This is a genomic window from Billgrantia zhangzhouensis (assembly GCF_021404465.1).
Classification (GTDB): Bacteria; Pseudomonadota; Gammaproteobacteria; order Pseudomonadales; family Halomonadaceae; genus Halomonas; species Halomonas zhangzhouensis.
Window position 1 is genome coordinate 73057 of the sequence record NZ_JABFTT010000016.1, and the last position, 18432, is coordinate 91488.

An 18432-nucleotide genomic window follows, 5' to 3' on the forward strand; every position below is an offset into this window, starting at 1 on the left:
GCCGCGTCCCGACCCCATCCCAACATGCAGCGCTCCCCCGCCGGCCCCGGGCCGGTGGGTAGGGGAGCCTCACGACCTGACAAGAGCCACGAGGAGTTGGAGCCATGACCGCACAGCTTGATCGTCTCGAGAAACGAGTTCGCGGCGCCGTCGTCGACGACCCCGAGAACGGCATCTTCCGCTGCCACCGCAGCATGTTCACCGACCCGGCCTTCTTCGAGCTGGAGATGAAGCACATCTTCGAAGGCAACTGGCTGTTCCTGGCCCACGAGAGCCAGATCGCCGAGCCGGGCGACTACATGACCGTCACCATGGGCCGCCAGCCGGTGATCATCACCCGCGACAAGCAGGGCGAGCTGCACGCGCTGATCAACGCCTGCGCCCACCGCGGCGCCACCCTGTGCCGCAAGAAGCGCGGCAACAAGGGCACCTTTACCTGCCCGTTCCACGGCTGGTCGTTCAAGAACGACGGCAAGCTGCTCAAGGCCAAGAACGAGAAGACCGGCGCCTACCCCGAGGGCTTCAAGCAGGAAGGCTCCCATGACCTCAAGCGCGTGGCGCGCTTCGAGAGCTATCGCGGCTTCCTGTTCGGCAGCCTGAGCGCCGACGTCGCCCCGCTCACCGAGTACCTCGGCGAGACCACCAAGATCATCGACAACATCGTCGATCAGGCGCCGGAGGGCATAGAGATCCTGCGCGGTACCTCCTCCTACACCTTCAACGGCAACTGGAAGCTGGGCGCCGAGAACGGGGCCGACGGCTACCACGTCAGCACCGTGCACTGGAACTACGCCTCGACCATGGAGCGGCGCAACTATGAGGCCGGCGGCACCAAGGCGGTGGACGCCAACGGCTGGTCGAAGAGCATGGGCGGCTTCTACTCCTACGAGAATGGCCACATGATGTTGTGGACGCGCCTGCTCAACCCCGAGGTGCGCCCGGTCTACGCCCAGCGCGAGCGTATCGAGCAGGAACTCGGCGAGGCGCGCGCCGACTCCATCGTCAACCAGACCCGCAATCTCTGCCTCTACCCCAACGTCTACCTGATGGACCAGTTCTCCACCCAGATCCGCGTGATCCGGCCGATCGCCGTGGACAAGAGCGAGGTCACCATCTACTGCTTCGCGCCCAAAGGCGAGTCCGCCGAGAACCGCGCCCTGCGCATCCGCCAGTACGAGGACTTCTTCAACGTCAGCGGCATGGGCACGCCCGACGACCTGGAGGAGTTCCGTGCCTGCCAGAACGGCTACGCCGGCCTCGATGCCGAATGGAACGATCTCTCCCGCGGTGCCAAGCAGTGGATCGAGGGTGCCGACGACAATGCCCGCGCCATCGACATGAAGCCGCTGCTCAGCGGCGCCTCGCCCGAGGACGAGGGCCTCTATGTGATGCACCACAAGCACTGGGTCGAGGAGATGCTGCGCGCCATCGCCAAGGAACGCAGCCAGTTCATCGCCACCGCGTCGGCCTGAGGGAGGACACCGTCATGACTTATCTCGATATTCAGGCCTTTGTCCATCGCGAGGCCCGCCTGCTCGACGACCGCCAGTGGGACGAGTGGCTGACCTGCTACCACAAGGACGTGGTCTTCTGGATGCCGGCCTGGGACGACGACGACCGGCTGACCGAGGACCCGCAGAGTGAGATCTCGCTGATCTACTACCCCAACCGCGAGGGGCTCGAGGACCGCGTCTACCGCATCAAGACCGAGCGCTCCGGGGCGACCAGCATCCCCGAGCCGCGCACCACGCACCAGGTCTCCAACCTGGAGGTGCTCTCGCAGGAAGGCGACACGGTCGAGCTGCGCTTCAACTGGCACACCCTGAGCCACCGCTACCAGCAGGCCAGCGCCTACTTCGGCACCTCCTTCTACACCCTGGACGTGTCCGGCGACGCGCCGCTGATCACCTACAAGAAGGTGGTGCTGAATAACGACTACATCCACCAGGTCATCGACGTGTACCACGTCTGAGTGACCGCGATCCCGGTGGGAGGAGACGAGCATGAGCTACACCATAGCCCTCAACTTCGAAGACGGCGTGACCCGCTTCATCAGCTGCAAGGAAGGCGAGACGGTGCTCGACGCCGCCTATCGCCACAAGGTCAATCTGCCGATGGACTGCTCCGACGGCGTCTGCGGCACCTGCAAGGGCACCTGCGAGCAGGGTGAGTTCGACCTGGGCGATGAGTACATCGACGAGGCGCTCTCCGATGAGGAGGCCGCCGAAGGCAAGGTGCTGACCTGCCAGATGGTGCCGTCGTCGGACTGCGTGGTGCAGGTGCCGGTAGCCTCGACCCTGTGCAAGACCGGTGTCGGCGAGTTCCCCGGCCGTGTCGCCGAAGTCGAGCGCCTCTCTGAGGACAGCTTCGAGCTGGTCATAGATCTTGATAAAGAGTATCTCGACGAAGGCGAGAGGCTCACTTTCCTGCCGGGGCAGTACGTCAACATCCAGGTGCCGGGCAGCGACGAGACTCGCTCCTACTCGTTCAGCTCGCTGCCCGGCGAGCGCCGCGCCAGCTTTCTCATCCGCAATGTGCCGAATGGCCTGATGAGCGGCTACCTGAGCGGCCCAGCAAAGCCCGAGGATGTGCTGACACTGACCGGGCCGATGGGCAGCTTCTACCTGCGCGAGGTCGAGCGCCCCGTGCTGATGCTGGCCGGCGGCACCGGGCTGGCGCCGTTCCTCTCCATGCTGCGCCAGTTGCAGGCGCGCGGCTGCGACCAGCCAGTGCGTCTGCTCTACGGCGTGAACGTCGACGACCACCTGGTCAAGCTCGACGAGCTCGACGCCTTCGCCGAGGCGCTGCCCGACTTCGCCTATACCACGGTGGTGGCTGATGCGGCCAGCGAGCACCCGCGCAAGGGCTATGTGACCCACCACATGGCCACCGAGCTGCTGCACGACGGCGAGGTCGACGTCTACCTGTGCGGGCCGCCGCCGATGGTCGATGCCGTGCTCGCCCACTTCCGCGAGCAGGGCATCTCGCCGGCCAGCTTCCACTACGAGAAGTTCACCCCGAGCCTGGCGCCGGAAGAGGCGAAGAAGGAGGCGGTGGCATGAACATGCGCTTTGCCGAGCAGGTCATGGTGATCACCGGCGCCGCCCAGGGCATCGGCCGGCGCGTCGCCGAGCGCGCCGGCGCCGAGGGCGCCCGGCTGGCGCTGGTGGATCGCGCCGAGCTCATCCATGAGGTGGTGGCCGGGCTGTCCGATCAGGGTGTCGAGGCCATCGCGCTGCAGGCCGACCTGGAGACATGGCAGGGTGCCGAGGAGGCGATGCTCAGGACCGTCGAGCACTACGGTCGCCTCGACACCCTGATCAATAACGTGGGGGGCGCGATCAATTTCAAGCCCTTCACCGAGTTCACCGAGGCCCAGATCTCGGCCGAGATTACCCGTTCGCTAATGCCGACGCTGTGGTGCTGTCGTGCGGCCTTGCCCACCCTGGTGGAGCAGGGCGGCGGTGTCATCGTCAACGTGTCGTCGGCGGCGACGCGTGGCATCCATCGAATTCCCTACTCGGCAGCCAAGGGTGGCGTCAACGCCCTGACCGCCTCCCTGGCCTTCGAGTATGCCAAGCACGGCATACGTGTGGTGGCCACCGCCCCCGGCGGCACCGAGGCGCCGTCGCGGCGCATCTCGCGCGGCACACCCGAGCCGCGCAACGAGCAGGAGCAGGCCTGGTTCCAGGCCCATATCGACCAGACCAGAAGCAGCTGTCTGATGGGGCGCTACGGCACCCTGGACGAGATGGCGGCACCGATCCTGTTCCTGGCCTCGCGTGAGGCCAGCTATATCACCGGGACGGTGGTTCCGGTGGCAGGAGGCGATAGCGGCTGAGCGGCCGCACGCAACACGTTCACTACTCGCACCAACACTTCAATCATAAAAAAATCCCCTGGAGCACAACGTGAAACATATCGAGAAGGGTGCCGGACTCGCCACGGCGCCACGTGACTTTATCCGCGACCTCAACGCCGACAACCTGAGTGCCGGTGTGGTGGCCGGGATCTTCGGCCTCAGCGCCGGCGTCATCCACATCAGCGCCGGCACCGCGGCGGGGCTCCCCCAGGAGTTCACCCTGTTGTGGGTGATCAGCTACCTGATGATCAACGGCCTGTTCGGGCTGTTCTTGCCGGCCTACTACCGGCTGCCGTTGCCGATAGCCAACTCAATCCCCGGCGCGCTGCTGTTCGCCGCCGTCATTCCCCTGGTGGGCCTCAACGAGGCGCTGGGCGCCACGCTGATTGCGGGCGCCATCGCGCTGGTGGTAGGCCTGGCGGGGTGGATGAGCCTGGTCATGCGTTTGATTCCGATGCCCATCGTGATGGGCATGGTGGCGGGCGTGTTGCTCAAGTTCGGCACCAACATGGTGATGCCGCTGCAGAATGCGCTTCTGCCGGCGTCGGTGATGATCCTCTCCTTCTTCTTCGCCGCGCGCTACCTGCGCCGGGTGCCGCCGCTGGTGGTCACGCTGCTGGTGGGCGTCGGCTACATGGCGTTTTCCGGGGCCGATTTCTCCAGCGTGACGCTCTCCTTCAAGCTGCCCGAATTCATCATGCCCACCTTCACTCTGGAGGCCTTTCTGGCCTATGGCCTACCGCTGGCGCTGATCCTCGTCGGCATGGAGACCCCGGCCGGGGTGGGGCTGGTCAAGGGCATGGGATACAAGAGCGCGCCGGCCAATGCGATTACCGCCCTCGGGGGCTTCGGCACCATGGTCTCGGCCTTCTTCAACCTGCACAGCACCTGTATCGCCGCGCCGATGACTGGGATCTGCTCGGGGCCGGAGGCCGGCAGCCACGACAAGCGCTGGGTAGCGGCGGTCATCGTTGGCATCATTTTCATCACGGCGGCGCCCTTCTACGGCTTCGTGTTCAGCCTGATTGAGGCGATGCCGAGCTACTTCATCGCCATCATCGCTGGGTTGGCGCTGCTGCGGGTGATCAGCTCGGCCATGCACATGACCTTCTCTGGCAAGCATGAGGTGGGGGCGATGTTCTCCTTCCTGATTGCCGTCTCGGGGATCCAGATATTCGGCATCGGTTCCTCCTTCTGGGCGCTGGTGCTGGGGGCGGGGCTCTCCATGCTGGTGGAGTTCCGGGACTTCGATTTCTCCCGCAAATCCGCTCCCTCGCGCGAGGCGGCCGCCTCGGCACGCTAGCGGGAGGCCATATTTTCCTCCATTGGTCCGCGATCGATTCTTCGTCGCGGGCCTTTTTTCCCGTTTCGAATCTCCATCCAATCGAGCACGAGGTGAACGATGTCATTGCGCCAGGACGCGTCTCTGTCGGCCGTTACCGCCGGCTTCGTGGCGGTGCTGATCTCCTACGCCGGCCCGCTGGCAATCTTCTTCCAGGCCGCGCAGAGCGCGGAAATCTCTACCCAGATGATGAGCTCCTGGGTGTGGGCGATCTCTATCGGTGCCGCGGTGTCCGGCATTGGCCTGAGCCTGTGGCTCAAGGTACCGGTGATCACCGCCTGGTCGGCGCCCGGCACGGCGCTGCTGGTCACGCTGTTTCCGGGGCTGTCTTTGAACGAGGCGGTGGGGGCCTACCTCTCCGCCGCCTTGATAGTCTTCGCGGTGGGGGTGAGCGGCACCTTCGACCGCCTCATTGCGCTGATTCCGCCCGGCATTGCCGCGGCGATGATGGCCGGCATCCTGTTCCAGTTCGGCATCGGCGTGTTCACTTCGCTGGAGAACTCGCCGGCTCTGGCCATGGGCATGCTTACTGCCTACCTGGTGTTCAAACGGCTCTTTCCGCGCTACTTCCTGGCGCTGTTGTTGCTGGCGGGGATCGTGCTGACGGTGCTGCTGGAAGGTGCCAGCCTGGCAGGTGTTTCGTGGCAGCTGGCCTCACCTGAGCCGATTCGTCCCGAGTGGACGCTGCACGCCACGCTCAGCCTGGCGCTGCCCCTAGCGCTGGTCAGCCTCACCGGCCAGTTCCTGCCGGGCATGACGATTCTGCGCGGTGCCGGTTATGACGCCCAGGCTCGCCCGATCCTTACCATCACCGGACTGGTATCGCTGCCGATGGCGCTGTTCGGCGGCATTACCACCGTAGTGGCAGCCATCACCGCGGCGCTATGCACCGGCAAGGCGGCCCATCCCGACCCCGGCAAGCGCTACGTGGCTGGTGTGGCCAACGGCGTGTTCTATCTGCTCGGCGCGTTGTTCTCGGGCAGCATCGTGCTGTTGTTCACCTCGCTGCCGGTGACCTTCGTTGCCCTGCTGGCGGGGCTGGCGCTGATCAGCGCCATCACCAGCAACCTCAGCGCAGCGGCCGCCGAGAAGGGCCATCTCGAAGCCTCGGTCATCACCTTCCTGGCCACCGCTTCGGGAGTGAGCCTGTTCGGCCTGGGCTCGGCCTTCTGGGGCGTGACGATCGGCTGCGCGGCCTACCTGATCCTGCATCGGCCCTGGCGAGTGGAAAAGGAGCTAACGAGACAGCGCCAGGCAGCGGGAACCGCCCGACACTGAGCTGTCGGCTATAGGCGCGGCGGACTATCTACCGGTCCGCCGTGCTGCATATCGGCTGTTTACAGCCCCCTTCGACTTGGCTGTATGCGTGCCGATGGCATCCATCAGCGGCGGCGACAGGCAGTCGTAAGGTGGCAGGCCGAGCTCCTTGAGCCGCGAGTGCACCGCATCCATGTTCTGCGGATCCGATACGAATGCTCTTGCCCGCGTCAGCAGTTAGAACGCCCCGTTGAGCTCGGACGGCATGTCATGGTTGATGAATTCGTCGATATTGAGTTCGCCGCCCAAGGGTACTCGCTAAAAGCGAAGCAGCCCATGTAGTAGCATCTGGCCGTCGACGTGAAGCGCGAGGTGTCATCGGGCATCAACCCCCTGCCCCTGAGTGGTGCGCACCGTCTGGCTCAGGTTGGTCTGTCTGAGCGATAGAACTTGCATTGCCGCACTCGGTGGTGTCGGTTCAGTACTTGCCAGCGCTCGGAAGCGGCAGAGGCATGCCAGAGGAATCGACTCTGCTCAGGAATCAGCCAGGGCGGCGTTGCCCCTCCCGGTGCTTCGTCGAAGGGGGGCATCGCGCCGGCCAACTGCCTGGCGTAGCGCTGGGGCCAGGAGGTGGCGACCGAATGCTAAGGCTTCGGGCTACGACTTAAGACGGGCGCATTCCTTGGCTCCCGGTGGATCCGTGCCCAGTCCAGTTGGGGCTTATCGCCATGAGCAGCTCCGCAGAGTGTACCGCGAAGCCCATGAAGAAGAACGATTCAAGTTTTATATATTTTCTTTAATATCAGTTGTTTATAGTGTTTTTTAAGCTGCCGAAAGTCGATGGGATTGCCATGGAATATGGTGAACCGAAATGGTGGAAGAAGCGCCTTTTCCATACCTGTCAGGGTATGGTCCCTTGCCGAAACGGTATTGGCGGTTGCGACCAGCGTTGATGAATATGGTTGAAAAGTTAAGTGAAAAGGCATTTATTTTAATGCGCCAGTAATAACCACAACAGAGAGAGCAACCTCCATGACCGTGAAGATCTTCGATACCCCCGAAATACAGGAGTTTCTCAAGACCGTCGCCGGTTTCGGCCAAGAGGGCGGCAACGATCGCGCCAAGCAGATCATGTACCGCCTGCTCTCCGACCTCTATCGCCTGATCGACGACTTCGACGTCAGCGAGGAGGAGTACTGGTCCGCCGTCAGCCTGCTCAACGCCCTCGGCCACGACACCCAGTTCGGCCTGCTCTCTCCGGGTCTGGGCTTCGATCACTACCTGGACATGCGCCAGGACGCCGCCGACGCCGAGGCCAAGCGCACCGGTGGCACGCCGCGTACCATCGAGGGCCCGCTGTACGTGGCCGGCGCCCCGGAAGCCGAGGGCTTCGCACGCCTGGACGACGGCAGCGACCCCGACGGCGAGGTGATGTGGCTGACCGGCCAGGTACGCGACGTCGATGGTAACCCGATCCCCGGGGCCAAGGTCGAGATCTGGCACTGCGACTCCAAGGGCAACTACTCGTTCTTCGACCCCAGCCAGGACGAGTACAACATGCGCCGCACCATCTACGCCGATAGTGATGGCCGCTACACCGCGCGCAGCATCATCCCCTCCGGCTACGGAGTACCCGAAGGCGCGCCCACCGACCAAGTGCTCAAGGCTCTGGGCCGTCACGGCGAGCGCCCGGCGCACATCCACTACTTCATCTCCGCGCCGGGCCACCAGCACCTGACCACCCAGATCAACCTGGCCGGCGACAAGTACACCTGGGACGACTTCGCCTTCGCCACCCGCGAGGAGCTGGTGGTGCCGGCGACGCGTATCGAGGACCAGGGCGAGATCGCCAAGCGTGAACTGGACGGCCCATTCTCCGAGGTGGTGTTCGACGTCGAGCTGGCCAAGACCGACAAGCCGGAGCTGCAGGCCCGTCATGCCCGTCCGCGGGCCAAGGAAGACGAGCAAGACCAGCACAGCCAACTGGCCAGCACAGCCAAGGTTTGATCTTTCTGCCTCATTCGGCAGGAAGGGAAGCTCCCTAGCCTGAGGCAATAGGTGTGGCTCTATTCTGGTGTCGATAGCGTTTGGGGTGCACCAGAGTGGTGTGAGGTTGGGGCTTGTAACGACAAGGGTTTAAGTTAGTTTGTTGTTTTAAAAATTTTTTCTGTCATTTGGCATGTTGTTCGCTTGTTGCTGTGGTAAGTAAAAATACAAGAAAACAAGAGAATATGATTGAAAATTCATGTGATATTGAGTGTTTTTTCAATTTATCGCCTATGACAGATGCTCTGCGTGATTAAAACCTCATGAAAAGCATGTGGAACGAACAAGAGAAAAGGAGTGTTGAAGAATGAAAGTGAGTGTAATCGGTGGTGGCCACGGCTGCTTTGCAGCGGCGGTAGAAATGGTTGAGCAGGGGTTCGATGTCGTCCTATGGCGGCGTAATGGCCAAGCTTTGAAGGAGCTTGCCGAGCTAGAGGGTATCGAAGTCAAGGATTTTAAAGGCGAGAGGCGTATTCTCATTGGCCAAGGGAGGGGGAAGCTAGCACTGACGGAGAGCCTGGAAGCAGCGGTGGAGCATGCTCAACTGCTGGTTATGCCGCTGCCTGCGACCACCCATGAGAGTCTGGCAAAAGAGATGGCGCCGATGTTCAGGGACGACCAAGTGGTCTTTCTACCGCCGGGCACTTTCGGTTGCTACCTTTTCCACCGCACCATGCGTGATGCTGGCAACTTAAGCCGAGTGGCTTTCTGCGAGACCGGCACGCTGCCCTACTTGGCTCGCAAGCACGGCCCCAATCGCGTGGTGATTAGCGTCTACGCCACCCGGTTGCCCACGGGAGTGTTTCCCGAAGAGTTGTCGGATTACGCTTTCGGTATCCTGCGCGAGGCCTATCCTAGCGTTGAACCCATCGAGGATGGCCTAAGCGGTGCACTGATGAACGCCGGTCCTATTATTCATCCGCCGCTGATCATGATGAATGCTGGGCCACTGGAGCACTTCGACGCTTGGGACATCCACAACGAAGGTACCCAACCCTCGATCCGCCGCGTTACCTCCGTGCTGGACGGCGAGCGTATTGCCGTGCGCGAAGCGCTGGACTATGGCCCCTCGCATTTTCCGTTGGCTAACCACTACGCCAGCGAGGGCGAGGAGTGGATGTATGGTCGTGGCGCCCATGGCAAGTTAACCGACAGCGGCGATTGGCGGGAGAACATTGACCTGCTGAATCACCGCTACATGCTGGAGGACACCCGCCTAGGACTCTCCTTTATCGTTTCCGTCGGACGCTGGGTCGGACAAGCCACACCGGTTGCTGAAGGACTCTTGAACTTGGCTTCGGCGATCACCGGACGGGATCTCTACGCCGAGGGCCGCACCCTGGAATCGTTGGGACTGGCGGAACTCTCCAGGGAGGAGATGCGGCAGCTGCTGACCCATGGTGCCTGGAACTGAAGGCCCGCCGCACAGGAGAAAGCGACCATGAACGAGCGGATCGCCGTGTTGGGCTCTGGGCGCATGGGGGAGGGCATTGCCCTTTCCTACATGCTGGCGGGCCACGAAGTGGTGATGATCGATTTCAAGCGGCGCGATGTCGACGAGCGCGATTCCTACTATGTGGCCATTCGTGAGCGGCTGCGGGAAGAACTGCGCTATCTTGAGGAGCGGGCAGTCGTGCCCGAGGGAGCCGGCGAAGCCATCCTGGTGCGCCTGAGCCTCGTCGAGCATGAGGCAGAGGATGGCTCGGACGACGGGAACTGGTCCGACATCGCCCTCGCCTTCGAGGCGTTGCCGGAGGTCAAGGGGGTCAAGCGCGACGGCTTCGCCTGGGCCAGCCGGCACTTCGCCGACGACTTGGTGATCGCCTCGACCACCTCGACCTTCCTGGTCACCGAACTGGCCGGAATGGTCAGTCATCCCGGGCGCTTCATGAACGCCCACTGGCTCAACCCCGCTCATCTGATGCCGCTGGTGGAGGTGAGCAAGGGGCTGAATACCACCCAGGAAGCGATCGATACCCTATTCGAGAGCCTTGGCGCCATCGGCAAAGTACCGGTGCTGTGCGGCGCTTCGCCGGGTTACATCGTGCCGCGCCTTCAGGTACTGATCATGAACGAGGCGGCACGCATGGTGGAGGAGGGAGTCGCAAGTGCTGATGACATCGACACAGCGATTCGCATTGGCTTCGGGCTGCGCTATTCGGTGCTTGGTGTGCTGGAGTTCATTGACTGGGGAGGCGGCGATACTCTTTATTACGCCTCGAACTACCTAGTCGACGCCCTTGATGAACGTTTCCGGGCACCCGAGGTGATCCATACCAATATGCGTGAGGAGCGACGCGGCTTTCGCGATGGACGAGGCTTCTTCGACTACACCGGCGTCGATCTTATGGCGAGGCGGCGACATCGCTCCGACGAATTTCTCGAACGGCTGCGGTTGTCGGATTTGCTACCCATAGTCGCCATTTCAGATGACTGACAAAACAACGAGGGCTCTGTGATGACAATAAACTTACAAAAGATCAGTAAACGAGCCGGATTGGTTATCGCTTTCATGGGGCTAGGCTTGTTAGTGGGGCATGGTACCGTCCAGGCTCAAGAGCGCATTATCCTGCGCTACGCCTTCTTCGCTCCTGCGCAGAGTTTCCCAGCGGTGCAGATGCAACACTGGGCTGATGAACTGGAGAGTCGTACCGATGGCCGTGTCTCGGTGGAACTCTTCCCCGGCGGCACCCTGCTTACCGCCAATAATATGTACGACGGGGTATTGAATGGAGTAGCGGATATCGGTCTGTCCGCTACTTCCTACGAGCCAGGGCGCTTTGCTCTGCTTAATCTAGCCGGTAGCCTGACTGGCCAGGAGGTTAATTCTGAGATCGCTAGTCAGATGACTTACCAGCTGATCCAAGAGTTCAAAGAGCACATGCCGGAGTTTGACAATTTCAAGGTCGTTACTGCCTTCACCTCTGAGCCGGCCTATCTTCAGACCCGCGATCCAGTACGCAGCCTGGAAGACCTGAAAGGGGCGGAAATTCGTATTTCCGGCGATAACTCGATTGCTCTTGAAGCGCTTGGTGCGACAGCTATCGGTATGTCCCAAGCGGATGCGGGTGAGGCATTACAGACTGGAATTATTGACGGTTACGCGGCCTCTCGTGAGGTACTGAAGGACTTGCAGTTCGCACGAATGGCTAAATATGTCACCGACTATCCGCTGACCAATACTCTGTTTGCTGCGCTGATGTCGCAAGAGCGCTGGGAGTCGTTGCCTGAGGATATACAGCAGGTTATCGACGAGCTGGCATCAGAAATGGCGGCCTTCACAGGACGCTATCTTGACGAGCATATCGAGCGCTCTCTGGAGTGGGCCCAGGCGGAGCAGGACGTGGAGATCGTCACCCTCTCCGAGGAGGAACTCGCACGCTGGAATGAGCGGCTCGTTCCAGTCAACGAGGTGCTGCTTGATGAGGTCGAAGCGCAGGGCCTACCCGCACGAGAGTTTGCTCAGCGCATGCATGAATTGATGAAAGAATACCGTAATCCCTGAGCCTGATCATGTCACAACGGCAACAACACTAACAACAGTATCCTGACGAGGAATCGAGACCATGATGCGTACAATAAACAAAACGCTTCTTCCCCTGGCAGTGGCCCTGGCGAGCCAGGCGGTATTCGCCAGCGAGATCCTGCGTTTCAGCCACTCCTATACGGAAGGCGATGCTCGCCACGAATGGGCGAAGTTCATCGCCGAGCGGGTTGAGGAAAAGACCGACGGCGAGGTGAGGATTAATCTATACCCCAATCAGGAGATATTCCGTGCCCAGGCTCAGCATGGCGCGCTACGCCAAGGGTTGATCGACCTTACCATCTATCCGCTGCCATGGCTATCTGGCATGGTGCCGCTGGCTGAGATCGGTGCGCTGCCCGGCTTGGTGGCTGATCCCACCGATGGTCTAGTGTGGCGCGAACGTACCATCTGGCCCATGTTGGCCGAGGCCATCGAGAGCACCGGTGTTATCCTGGCAGGCTCGGGTTGGGCCATGGCCTCCATCGGTAGCACCGGTGACCCGGTGGCGCTACCAGAGGATGTCGCCGGCCTGCGGATGCGAGGACTGGGCGGGGCCTCCGAACAAATGCTGAATGCCAATGGCGCCACTATCACCTCGTTGCCGGCCTCGGAGCTCTATCAGGCCCTGCAGACGGGAGTACTGACAGGCGTGCTGACTCAGTACGCCTCGTTCGAAGGCTACAACCTGCATGAGGTCATCGACTACCTGCAAGTGGGGCCGGGGTACGTCGGTGGCATGCATGCCATCTTGCTCTCCGCCGGTCTGGAGCAAAAAGTCGGTAGCGAGCACTTCGCGCACATCATGGAAGCGGTCCAGGAGTCCGAAGTCTGGTTCGCCGAGAAGATGATTGAGGATAGTCAGCGGATCGCCGAGGAGTTCGAACGTCAGGGCGTGCAACTGTACGAGCTCTCCAACGAGGAGCTAGCAGCCTGGATCGAGAACGCTCGCGAAACCGCATGGCCCTACTTCATTGAGCGGGTCCCGGAGGGAGCGGCTGCCCTGGAGGCGGTGAATACACCTCTCTGATGCTTTTTCCACAAGTGAAGAAGAACGAAGCCTGGGCGCGTATCCCGGGCTGGGGCCTGTACGTTACGAGGTAACTATGCTCAATGCACTCAATCGATTCCGGAGGTGGCTCGACAGGTTAAACGTCCTAGTCAGCTGCATCGCGGCAAGCGGCATCGTGTTCGCCTGTAGCGTCATCACCTGGGCGGTGATAGGACGTGGCCTGTTCGGCATGAATACAATCTGGGAGCTTGAGGCCAGCGTCTATCTGCTCATCTATGCCGCCTTTCTGGGGCTGGCATACTCAGACCGTGCGGGTAGTCAGGTCGCCATCGGCATGCTGCGCGAGCGTCTAACCGGCAGCGCCAAACGTATACACCGCATTGTACTGGATGCGATCGCTCTGGCTCTTTTCAGCTTATTGTTCTGGTCGTCACTGGAGATGTTTCTCAACGCCTGGTACACCGGCTGGCGTTCTATCAGCCTATGGGGGCCACCGCTGTGGGTTCCTTACCTGGCCATGCCGATCGGCAGTGCAATTATGATGGTCAACCTCGTTTTGGACATCCTGATTCGGCTGTACGGTCATGAGGTCCCCGCCGACAACGTTCAGGGGGAACACTGATGGATCCCATTATCTTGAGTGCGCTGACGGTCGGCCTGCTGTTGCTGCTAATCTTCATTGGGTTGCCCATCGCCTATTCCCTGGCGGTGTCGACCTTGGTCATGATGATTGTGACCGGCTCGGGGCACGATGCACTCTACATTGCGGAATATGCTTTCCAATCTCTGGACTCTATAGATCTCGTCGCTGTGCCTATGTTTATTTTCATGGGCACGATCATTGCGGTCAGTCCTGCGGGTAAGGACATCTACCGGGCGCTTAGTCTGGCGCTACCCATTCCGGGCGGCTTGGGTGTTGCCTCTGTGGGAGGTTGCACCATCTTCTCGGCCATGTCTGGTTCGTCCCCCGCTACTGCCGCGGCCATCGGCTCTTCGGCGATTCCTGAGATGAACGCGCGGGGTTACCCGCCGGCATTGGCCTGTGGCCTAGTGGTGGGCGGCGGCACCCTGGGCATACTCACGCCGCCTTCCATCGTCCTGCTGTTGTATGGCGTGGTGACGGGCACCTCCATTGGCCAGCTGTTTATGGCAGGCGTCGTGCCGGCGATCATGGTGGCTGCGATGTTCTCCTTATATGTGGTATGGACCATGTGGCGCTACCAGGCGGCTCACCCGGAAGTGCTGGAGATATCCCGACGCTACGAGGAGCAGGAGGGCAGGGCCAAGTATCCGTTGCTGCGGGTGCTGCCTTTCTTCCTTATGGTACTGATGATCATGGTGGCGCTCTATGGCGGCTGGGCGACGCCCTCGGAGTTGGCCTCGGTGGGGGCGGTGGCTTCGATTCTGTTAGTGCTGGCGATCTACCGCGTCACCTCGTTCGCCGTCTGGTCCCGCCTATTGCTGAAAACCGTACGCGATACGTCGATGGTGCTGATCATCGCCGCCTTTGCCTACTACCTGGGCTCCTTTCTTTCCTATAACGGCGCGGTGACGGCAATTTCGTCCGGCCTGCTCGAGCTGTTCGGCAACAAGTGGCTGACGTTGCTGGCGGTATGGCTGATGATGCTGGTACTTGGCACCTTCCTGCCACCCTTCGCCATCGTGGTCATTGTGGCGCCCATGTTCCTGCCGTTCGTGCTCGAGTCGGGCTTCGATCCTGTCTGGTTCGGCGTGCTGATCACGCTGAACATGGAGTTGGGCTGCATCACGCCGCCCCTGGGCATCAACTTGTTCGTGGTCAAGAGCATTGCCAGCAAGGTTTCCATGAAGGAGATCATGCTGGGCTCCTTACCCTTCTTCTTCATCCTGGTGTTCGCCTCCCTGCTGCTGGTGCTGTTCCCACAGATCGCCCTGTGGCTGCCGGAAAGGATGTGGGGCGCCTAATCGTCTGGAGGTATCGATGAGCGAAAACGCAAATGCACAGCCGCGGCTTCGGCCGCAGCGCATCGTTCGGGTCAAGGCTTGGCCGATGAACATTCCGGTCAAGATCGAGGTGGTGGGCGTCAGTCGCACCATGCCACTGTCGGCTTGCCTGTGCGAGGTCGAGACTGCTGATGGGTTCAAGGGCCATGGCTTCACCGCGATCACCGAGGAGGACGTTGTATCCGAGGCGATAAACAAAGTCATAGCACCCACGGTCGTGGGGTGTGATGCCATGGCTACCGAGGCGATTTGGGAAGAGCTGAATTGGGTACTGACGCCCAGAGGGCAATCCGGCTATGCTTCGCACGCCATTGCCGCCTTTGACATCGCGCTGTGGGATATCAAGGCCAAGGCATTGGGAATGCCCTTGTGGCGGCTGATAGGAGGCGCACGTGCTGAAGTGCCCATATACACTACTTTCGGCTTCGGCTTCCTGAGTCGGGATGAGCTGGTCTCTGCGGCCAAGTACTGGGTTGCCAAAGGCAACAAGCGGTTGAAGATGACGGTGGCAGGGGAGGCGATGCGGCATCGCAATAGGAGACCTTTAGGGGAGGTGATACGCGAAGATGCGGCGCGGGTCATGGCGGTGCGTGAAGCGGTGGGAAATGACGTAGAAATCTATATTGACGCCAATTGCAACTTGGATGCCGTACACGCTTGCAAGCTGGCGAAAATGCTTGAGTCGGCCAACCTCGGCTTCTTCGAGGAGCCTGTGCTGCAGAATGACGCACGTCACCTAGCTGAGCTTCGCCAGCGTACCTCGGTTCGCATTGCTGTGGGCCAGAATGAGGGGCAGGCGTTTCGTTTCCGTGACTTGTTGATGCAGCAGGCTGTCGATTTCATCCAGCCCAATGTGGCGATCACGGGTGGCTTCTCCCAATGCATCAAAATTGCCGGCATGGCTGCGGCCTTCAATACAAGCATCGCTAACGGCGGAGCCTGGCCCTTTCATAACATGCATCTACACGCAGGCTTAGCCAATGGTGGGTTGGTGGAGTATCACCATCCAGCGGTGCAGCTGTGCGAACAGATATTCACTGGTCTACCGGTTCCCGAGAACGGTGTTCTGGCTCTTCCGGAAGCCCCTGGGCTGGGTTTTTCCCCTATTCTGGAGGCTGTGGAGGAGTTTAGCCGGTACCCGTCCGCACGTGGTAAAGGCAAGGGATAATGTCCGGTTTGGGGATAGCGTTATGAGTACAACGAGACCTAAGGTAGGGATGATAGTACCGCCGGCTGCCGGAGAGGTGCCTCCGGAAGCCCCGGGGCTGTATGGTGATCGAGTTGATTTCGTGGCAGCGGGGTTGGGACTGTGGAAACTGACCCCTGAAGGCTATAATGGCGTGATCCAGAGGGTTGGCAAGCTTAGTCGAGAACTCGCTTCCGAGGGGGCCCAGGCTGTCTCGCTAATGGGCACTTCGCTTAGTTTCTATCGTGGTCCAGAATACAACACTCGTTTAATTGAGATCATGCGTGCGGAGAGTGGGCTGCCGGCTACAACCATGAGCACATCGGTACTGGATGCCCTCGCTATGGTTGGGGCTAAGCGACTAGTGGTGGCGACACCGTATGTAGCTTCCGTGAACCGGTTGCTGGCAGATTTCTTAGTTGCCAGCGAGCTAGAGGTGACGCGGTTGCATGGTTCTGAGATCGAGCGTGTCGAGGATATACTCGCTGTGTCTCAGGAAGAGCTATTGCGGTTGGGAAGGGATGCTATGCAGGGCGTGGAATCCGCCGATGCTCTGTTGATCTCGTGTGGCGGATTGCGTACAGAAGAGGTTACGCGAAAGCTGGAGGTGGAGTTCGGTATTCCTGTCATTTCCAGTGCTCTGGCGGGGGCCTGGGGGGCGGTGCGTCTGGTGGGACTATCGGGACAGGCTAGAGCTGGGGGGTGCCTGTTTTCCTGGGATTCGAGCAATAAGTACAATAAAAATATTGGTCGGTTCACTTGATGTTTCCCAGGAATACATATTGCCGGTGCTCAGGGTTCCTCAGGCGTTCGGCAGGATGAAGATTAGGCAAATTCCGTGTTGCAACCGAGAGTCAAATGCTCGTTCTATAATTAGCCGCTTTGCTTGAGCGATAAATGTTAAGCAAACACCCATCACAGTGTCAGGAGTATGTTTTGAGTCCTCTGGTGCTAATTCTTCATGCTTTGTTTTATAAGAACTCTATGGGGCATCCTGCTCGCTGATTTATGGATAGGGCTGGCTTGTGCGATGGCGAATCTCATGCTATGTTTAGTTGAAAATTCATGTGATATTGGATGTAAGTGGTGCTGAGGCACCTTGGACAAAAATAACCATTAGGTAGACCCATGACGACGAAACAGCTAATTATTCAGCTTTCAACTCCACGGCGACTCATCGGCGCCGCCTGCCTGGGTGCGCTCCTGACCGGCTCGCTCTTGACGACCCAGGCCCGGGCGAGTGACATCACCCTTAACTACGCCTTCTTTGCTCCTGCCCAAACCTTTCCCGCAATACAGATGGAGCGCTGGGCCGAGGAGGTAGAGCGGCGCACCGACGGTCGCGTTTCGGTCAATACCTTCCCGGGGGGGACCCTGCTGACCGCCGGCAATATGTATGACGGCGTGCAGAGCGGTGTCGCCGATATCGGCCTCTCCGCCACCTCCTACGAGCCGGCGCGCTTTCCGCTGCTCAACTTGGTTGGCAACCTCACCGGTATCGAGGTCGACTCCACTGTGGCCAGCCAGGTGGTCTACGACCTGATCCGAGAGTTTCCCGCCGATCAACTGGGCCTCGAGGAGTTCAAGGTGGTCACCGCCTTCACCTCCGAACCCGGTTATCTGCATAGCCGCACCCCGGTGAGGTTCCTCGAAGAGTTACAAGGCCAGGAAATTCGCGTGCCTGGTGACAGCACCGAGGTGTTGCGCACCCTCGGCGGCGTGCCCGTGGGGCTCTCCCAGGCCGAGACCGGCGAGGCCCTTCAGTCCGGTGTGGTCGACGGCTATGTGGGCTCCCGGGAGACGCTGATGGACCTGCAGTACGCCCGCAGTGTCCAGTACGTCACCGACTACCCGCTAACCAATGTGGTCTTCGTCGCCGCCATGAATCGACAGCGCTGGGAGTCGCTGCCCGAGGATGTCCAGCGGGTGATCGACGAACTGGGCGCCGAGATGGCCCACTTCTCCGGCGACTACCTGGACAACCATATCCAGACCTCCCTGGATTGGGCAGCCGAGAACCACGGCGTCGAGACCCTGTCCCTGAGCGACGCGGAGGCGGCACGCTGGGCTGAGCAACTAGCGCCCATCAATGAGGCACGCCTGGCCCAGGTGGCCGAGATGGGGCTGCCCGCCCATGAACTGCATGAGCGCATGCTGGAGCTGATCGAGAGCCATCGCCAACCCTGAGACAGGGATAGAACCCGGCGATGCCATGTCGCCG

General features: G+C 60.7%; 16 protein-coding genes. All 16 read left to right on the top strand.

What is annotated here, in order from left to right; genetic code table 11:
* Positions 1 to 104: 104 nt before the first annotated feature.
* The 16 genes from HOP51_RS18505 to HOP51_RS18580 all read left to right on the top strand — a co-directional run bounded on the left by HOP51_RS18505 (position 105) and on the right by HOP51_RS18580 (position 18398).
* Positions 105 to 1472, top strand: a complete 1368-nt coding sequence (locus HOP51_RS18505) for a Rieske 2Fe-2S domain-containing protein (RefSeq protein WP_234275358.1) — start codon at positions 105 to 107, stop codon at positions 1470 to 1472.
* Positions 1473 to 1486: 14 nt separating this feature from the next.
* Entirely contained in the window at positions 1487 to 1972 is a 486-nt protein-coding gene (benB, locus tag HOP51_RS18510; protein WP_234275359.1) for a benzoate 1,2-dioxygenase small subunit, read from the top strand.
* A gap of 31 nt (positions 1973 to 2003) precedes the next feature.
* Complete coding sequence (gene benC / locus HOP51_RS18515; RefSeq protein WP_234275360.1) at positions 2004 to 3062, top strand: benzoate 1,2-dioxygenase electron transfer component BenC; 1059 nt, start codon at positions 2004 to 2006, stop codon at positions 3060 to 3062.
* The gene (benD, locus tag HOP51_RS18520) at positions 3059 to 3841 is read left to right on the top strand and encodes a benzoate diol dehydrogenase BenD (protein WP_234275361.1); all 783 of its coding nucleotides are present in this window, start codon (positions 3059 to 3061) and stop codon (positions 3839 to 3841) included. The genes benC and benD overlap by 4 nt, the downstream gene beginning before the upstream one ends.
* A 70-nt stretch (positions 3842 to 3911) precedes the next feature.
* Positions 3912 to 5165: a benzoate/H(+) symporter BenE family transporter gene (locus HOP51_RS18525; protein WP_234275362.1), complete on the top strand. Its 1254-nt coding sequence runs from the start codon at positions 3912 to 3914 to the stop codon at positions 5163 to 5165.
* Between the two features lie 99 nt (positions 5166 to 5264).
* Complete coding sequence (locus tag HOP51_RS18530; protein WP_234275363.1) at positions 5265 to 6482, top strand: benzoate/H(+) symporter BenE family transporter; 1218 nt, start codon at positions 5265 to 5267, stop codon at positions 6480 to 6482.
* Positions 6483 to 7493: 1011 nt separating this feature from the next.
* A complete protein-coding gene (gene catA / locus HOP51_RS18535) occupies positions 7494 to 8468 on the top strand; it encodes a catechol 1,2-dioxygenase (RefSeq protein ID WP_234275364.1) in 975 nt (324 codons plus the stop codon).
* Positions 8469 to 8814: 346 nt separating this feature from the next.
* A complete protein-coding gene (locus tag HOP51_RS18540; protein ID WP_234275365.1) occupies positions 8815 to 9921 on the top strand; it encodes an NAD/NADP-dependent octopine/nopaline dehydrogenase family protein in 1107 nt (368 codons plus the stop codon).
* 27 nt (positions 9922 to 9948) lie between these two features.
* Complete coding sequence (locus HOP51_RS18545; RefSeq protein ID WP_234275366.1) at positions 9949 to 10944, top strand: 3-hydroxybutyryl-CoA dehydrogenase; 996 nt, start codon at positions 9949 to 9951, stop codon at positions 10942 to 10944.
* 21 nt (positions 10945 to 10965) lie between these two features.
* Positions 10966 to 12012: a TRAP transporter substrate-binding protein gene (locus HOP51_RS18550; RefSeq protein WP_234275367.1), complete on the top strand. Its 1047-nt coding sequence runs from the start codon at positions 10966 to 10968 to the stop codon at positions 12010 to 12012.
* A gap of 61 nt (positions 12013 to 12073) precedes the next feature.
* Complete coding sequence (locus HOP51_RS18555) at positions 12074 to 13060, top strand: TRAP transporter substrate-binding protein (RefSeq protein ID WP_234275368.1); 987 nt, start codon at positions 12074 to 12076, stop codon at positions 13058 to 13060.
* Between the two features lie 76 nt (positions 13061 to 13136).
* Positions 13137 to 13664, top strand: a complete 528-nt coding sequence (locus HOP51_RS18560) for a TRAP transporter small permease subunit (protein ID WP_234275369.1) — start codon at positions 13137 to 13139, stop codon at positions 13662 to 13664.
* Entirely contained in the window at positions 13664 to 14986 is a 1323-nt protein-coding gene (locus HOP51_RS18565; RefSeq protein ID WP_234275370.1) for a TRAP transporter large permease, read from the top strand. The genes HOP51_RS18560 and HOP51_RS18565 overlap by 1 nt, the downstream gene beginning before the upstream one ends.
* Positions 14987 to 15002: 16 nt before the next feature.
* Complete coding sequence (locus tag HOP51_RS18570) at positions 15003 to 16193, top strand: mandelate racemase/muconate lactonizing enzyme family protein (protein WP_234275371.1); 1191 nt, start codon at positions 15003 to 15005, stop codon at positions 16191 to 16193.
* Between the two features lie 49 nt (positions 16194 to 16242).
* The gene (locus tag HOP51_RS18575; RefSeq protein WP_267957798.1) at positions 16243 to 16974 is read left to right on the top strand and encodes an arylmalonate decarboxylase; all 732 of its coding nucleotides are present in this window, start codon (positions 16243 to 16245) and stop codon (positions 16972 to 16974) included.
* 365 nt (positions 16975 to 17339) lie between these two features.
* Positions 17340 to 18398: a TRAP transporter substrate-binding protein gene (locus tag HOP51_RS18580; protein WP_234275373.1), complete on the top strand. Its 1059-nt coding sequence runs from the start codon at positions 17340 to 17342 to the stop codon at positions 18396 to 18398.
* Positions 18399 to 18432: the final 34 nt, after the last annotated feature.

Coding starts and splice junctions, on each gene's coding strand:
- HOP51_RS18505 (WP_234275358.1), top strand. CDS start 105: ATGACCGCACAGCTTGATCGTCTCGAGAAACGAGTTCGCGGCGCCGTC.
- benB (WP_234275359.1), top strand. CDS start 1,487: ATGACTTATCTCGATATTCAGGCCTTTGTCCATCGCGAGGCCCGCCTG.
- benC (WP_234275360.1), top strand. CDS start 2,004: ATGAGCTACACCATAGCCCTCAACTTCGAAGACGGCGTGACCCGCTTC.
- benD (WP_234275361.1), top strand. CDS start 3,059: ATGAACATGCGCTTTGCCGAGCAGGTCATGGTGATCACCGGCGCCGCC.
- HOP51_RS18530 (WP_234275363.1), top strand. CDS start 5,265: ATGTCATTGCGCCAGGACGCGTCTCTGTCGGCCGTTACCGCCGGCTTC.
- catA (WP_234275364.1), top strand. CDS start 7,494: ATGACCGTGAAGATCTTCGATACCCCCGAAATACAGGAGTTTCTCAAG.
- HOP51_RS18540 (WP_234275365.1), top strand. CDS start 8,815: ATGAAAGTGAGTGTAATCGGTGGTGGCCACGGCTGCTTTGCAGCGGCG.
- HOP51_RS18545 (WP_234275366.1), top strand. CDS start 9,949: ATGAACGAGCGGATCGCCGTGTTGGGCTCTGGGCGCATGGGGGAGGGC.
- HOP51_RS18550 (WP_234275367.1), top strand. CDS start 10,966: ATGACAATAAACTTACAAAAGATCAGTAAACGAGCCGGATTGGTTATC.
- HOP51_RS18555 (WP_234275368.1), top strand. CDS start 12,074: ATGATGCGTACAATAAACAAAACGCTTCTTCCCCTGGCAGTGGCCCTG.
- HOP51_RS18560 (WP_234275369.1), top strand. CDS start 13,137: ATGCTCAATGCACTCAATCGATTCCGGAGGTGGCTCGACAGGTTAAAC.
- HOP51_RS18565 (WP_234275370.1), top strand. CDS start 13,664: ATGGATCCCATTATCTTGAGTGCGCTGACGGTCGGCCTGCTGTTGCTG.
- HOP51_RS18570 (WP_234275371.1), top strand. CDS start 15,003: ATGAGCGAAAACGCAAATGCACAGCCGCGGCTTCGGCCGCAGCGCATC.
- HOP51_RS18575 (WP_267957798.1), top strand. CDS start 16,243: ATGATAGTACCGCCGGCTGCCGGAGAGGTGCCTCCGGAAGCCCCGGGG.
- HOP51_RS18580 (WP_234275373.1), top strand. CDS start 17,340: ATGACGACGAAACAGCTAATTATTCAGCTTTCAACTCCACGGCGACTC.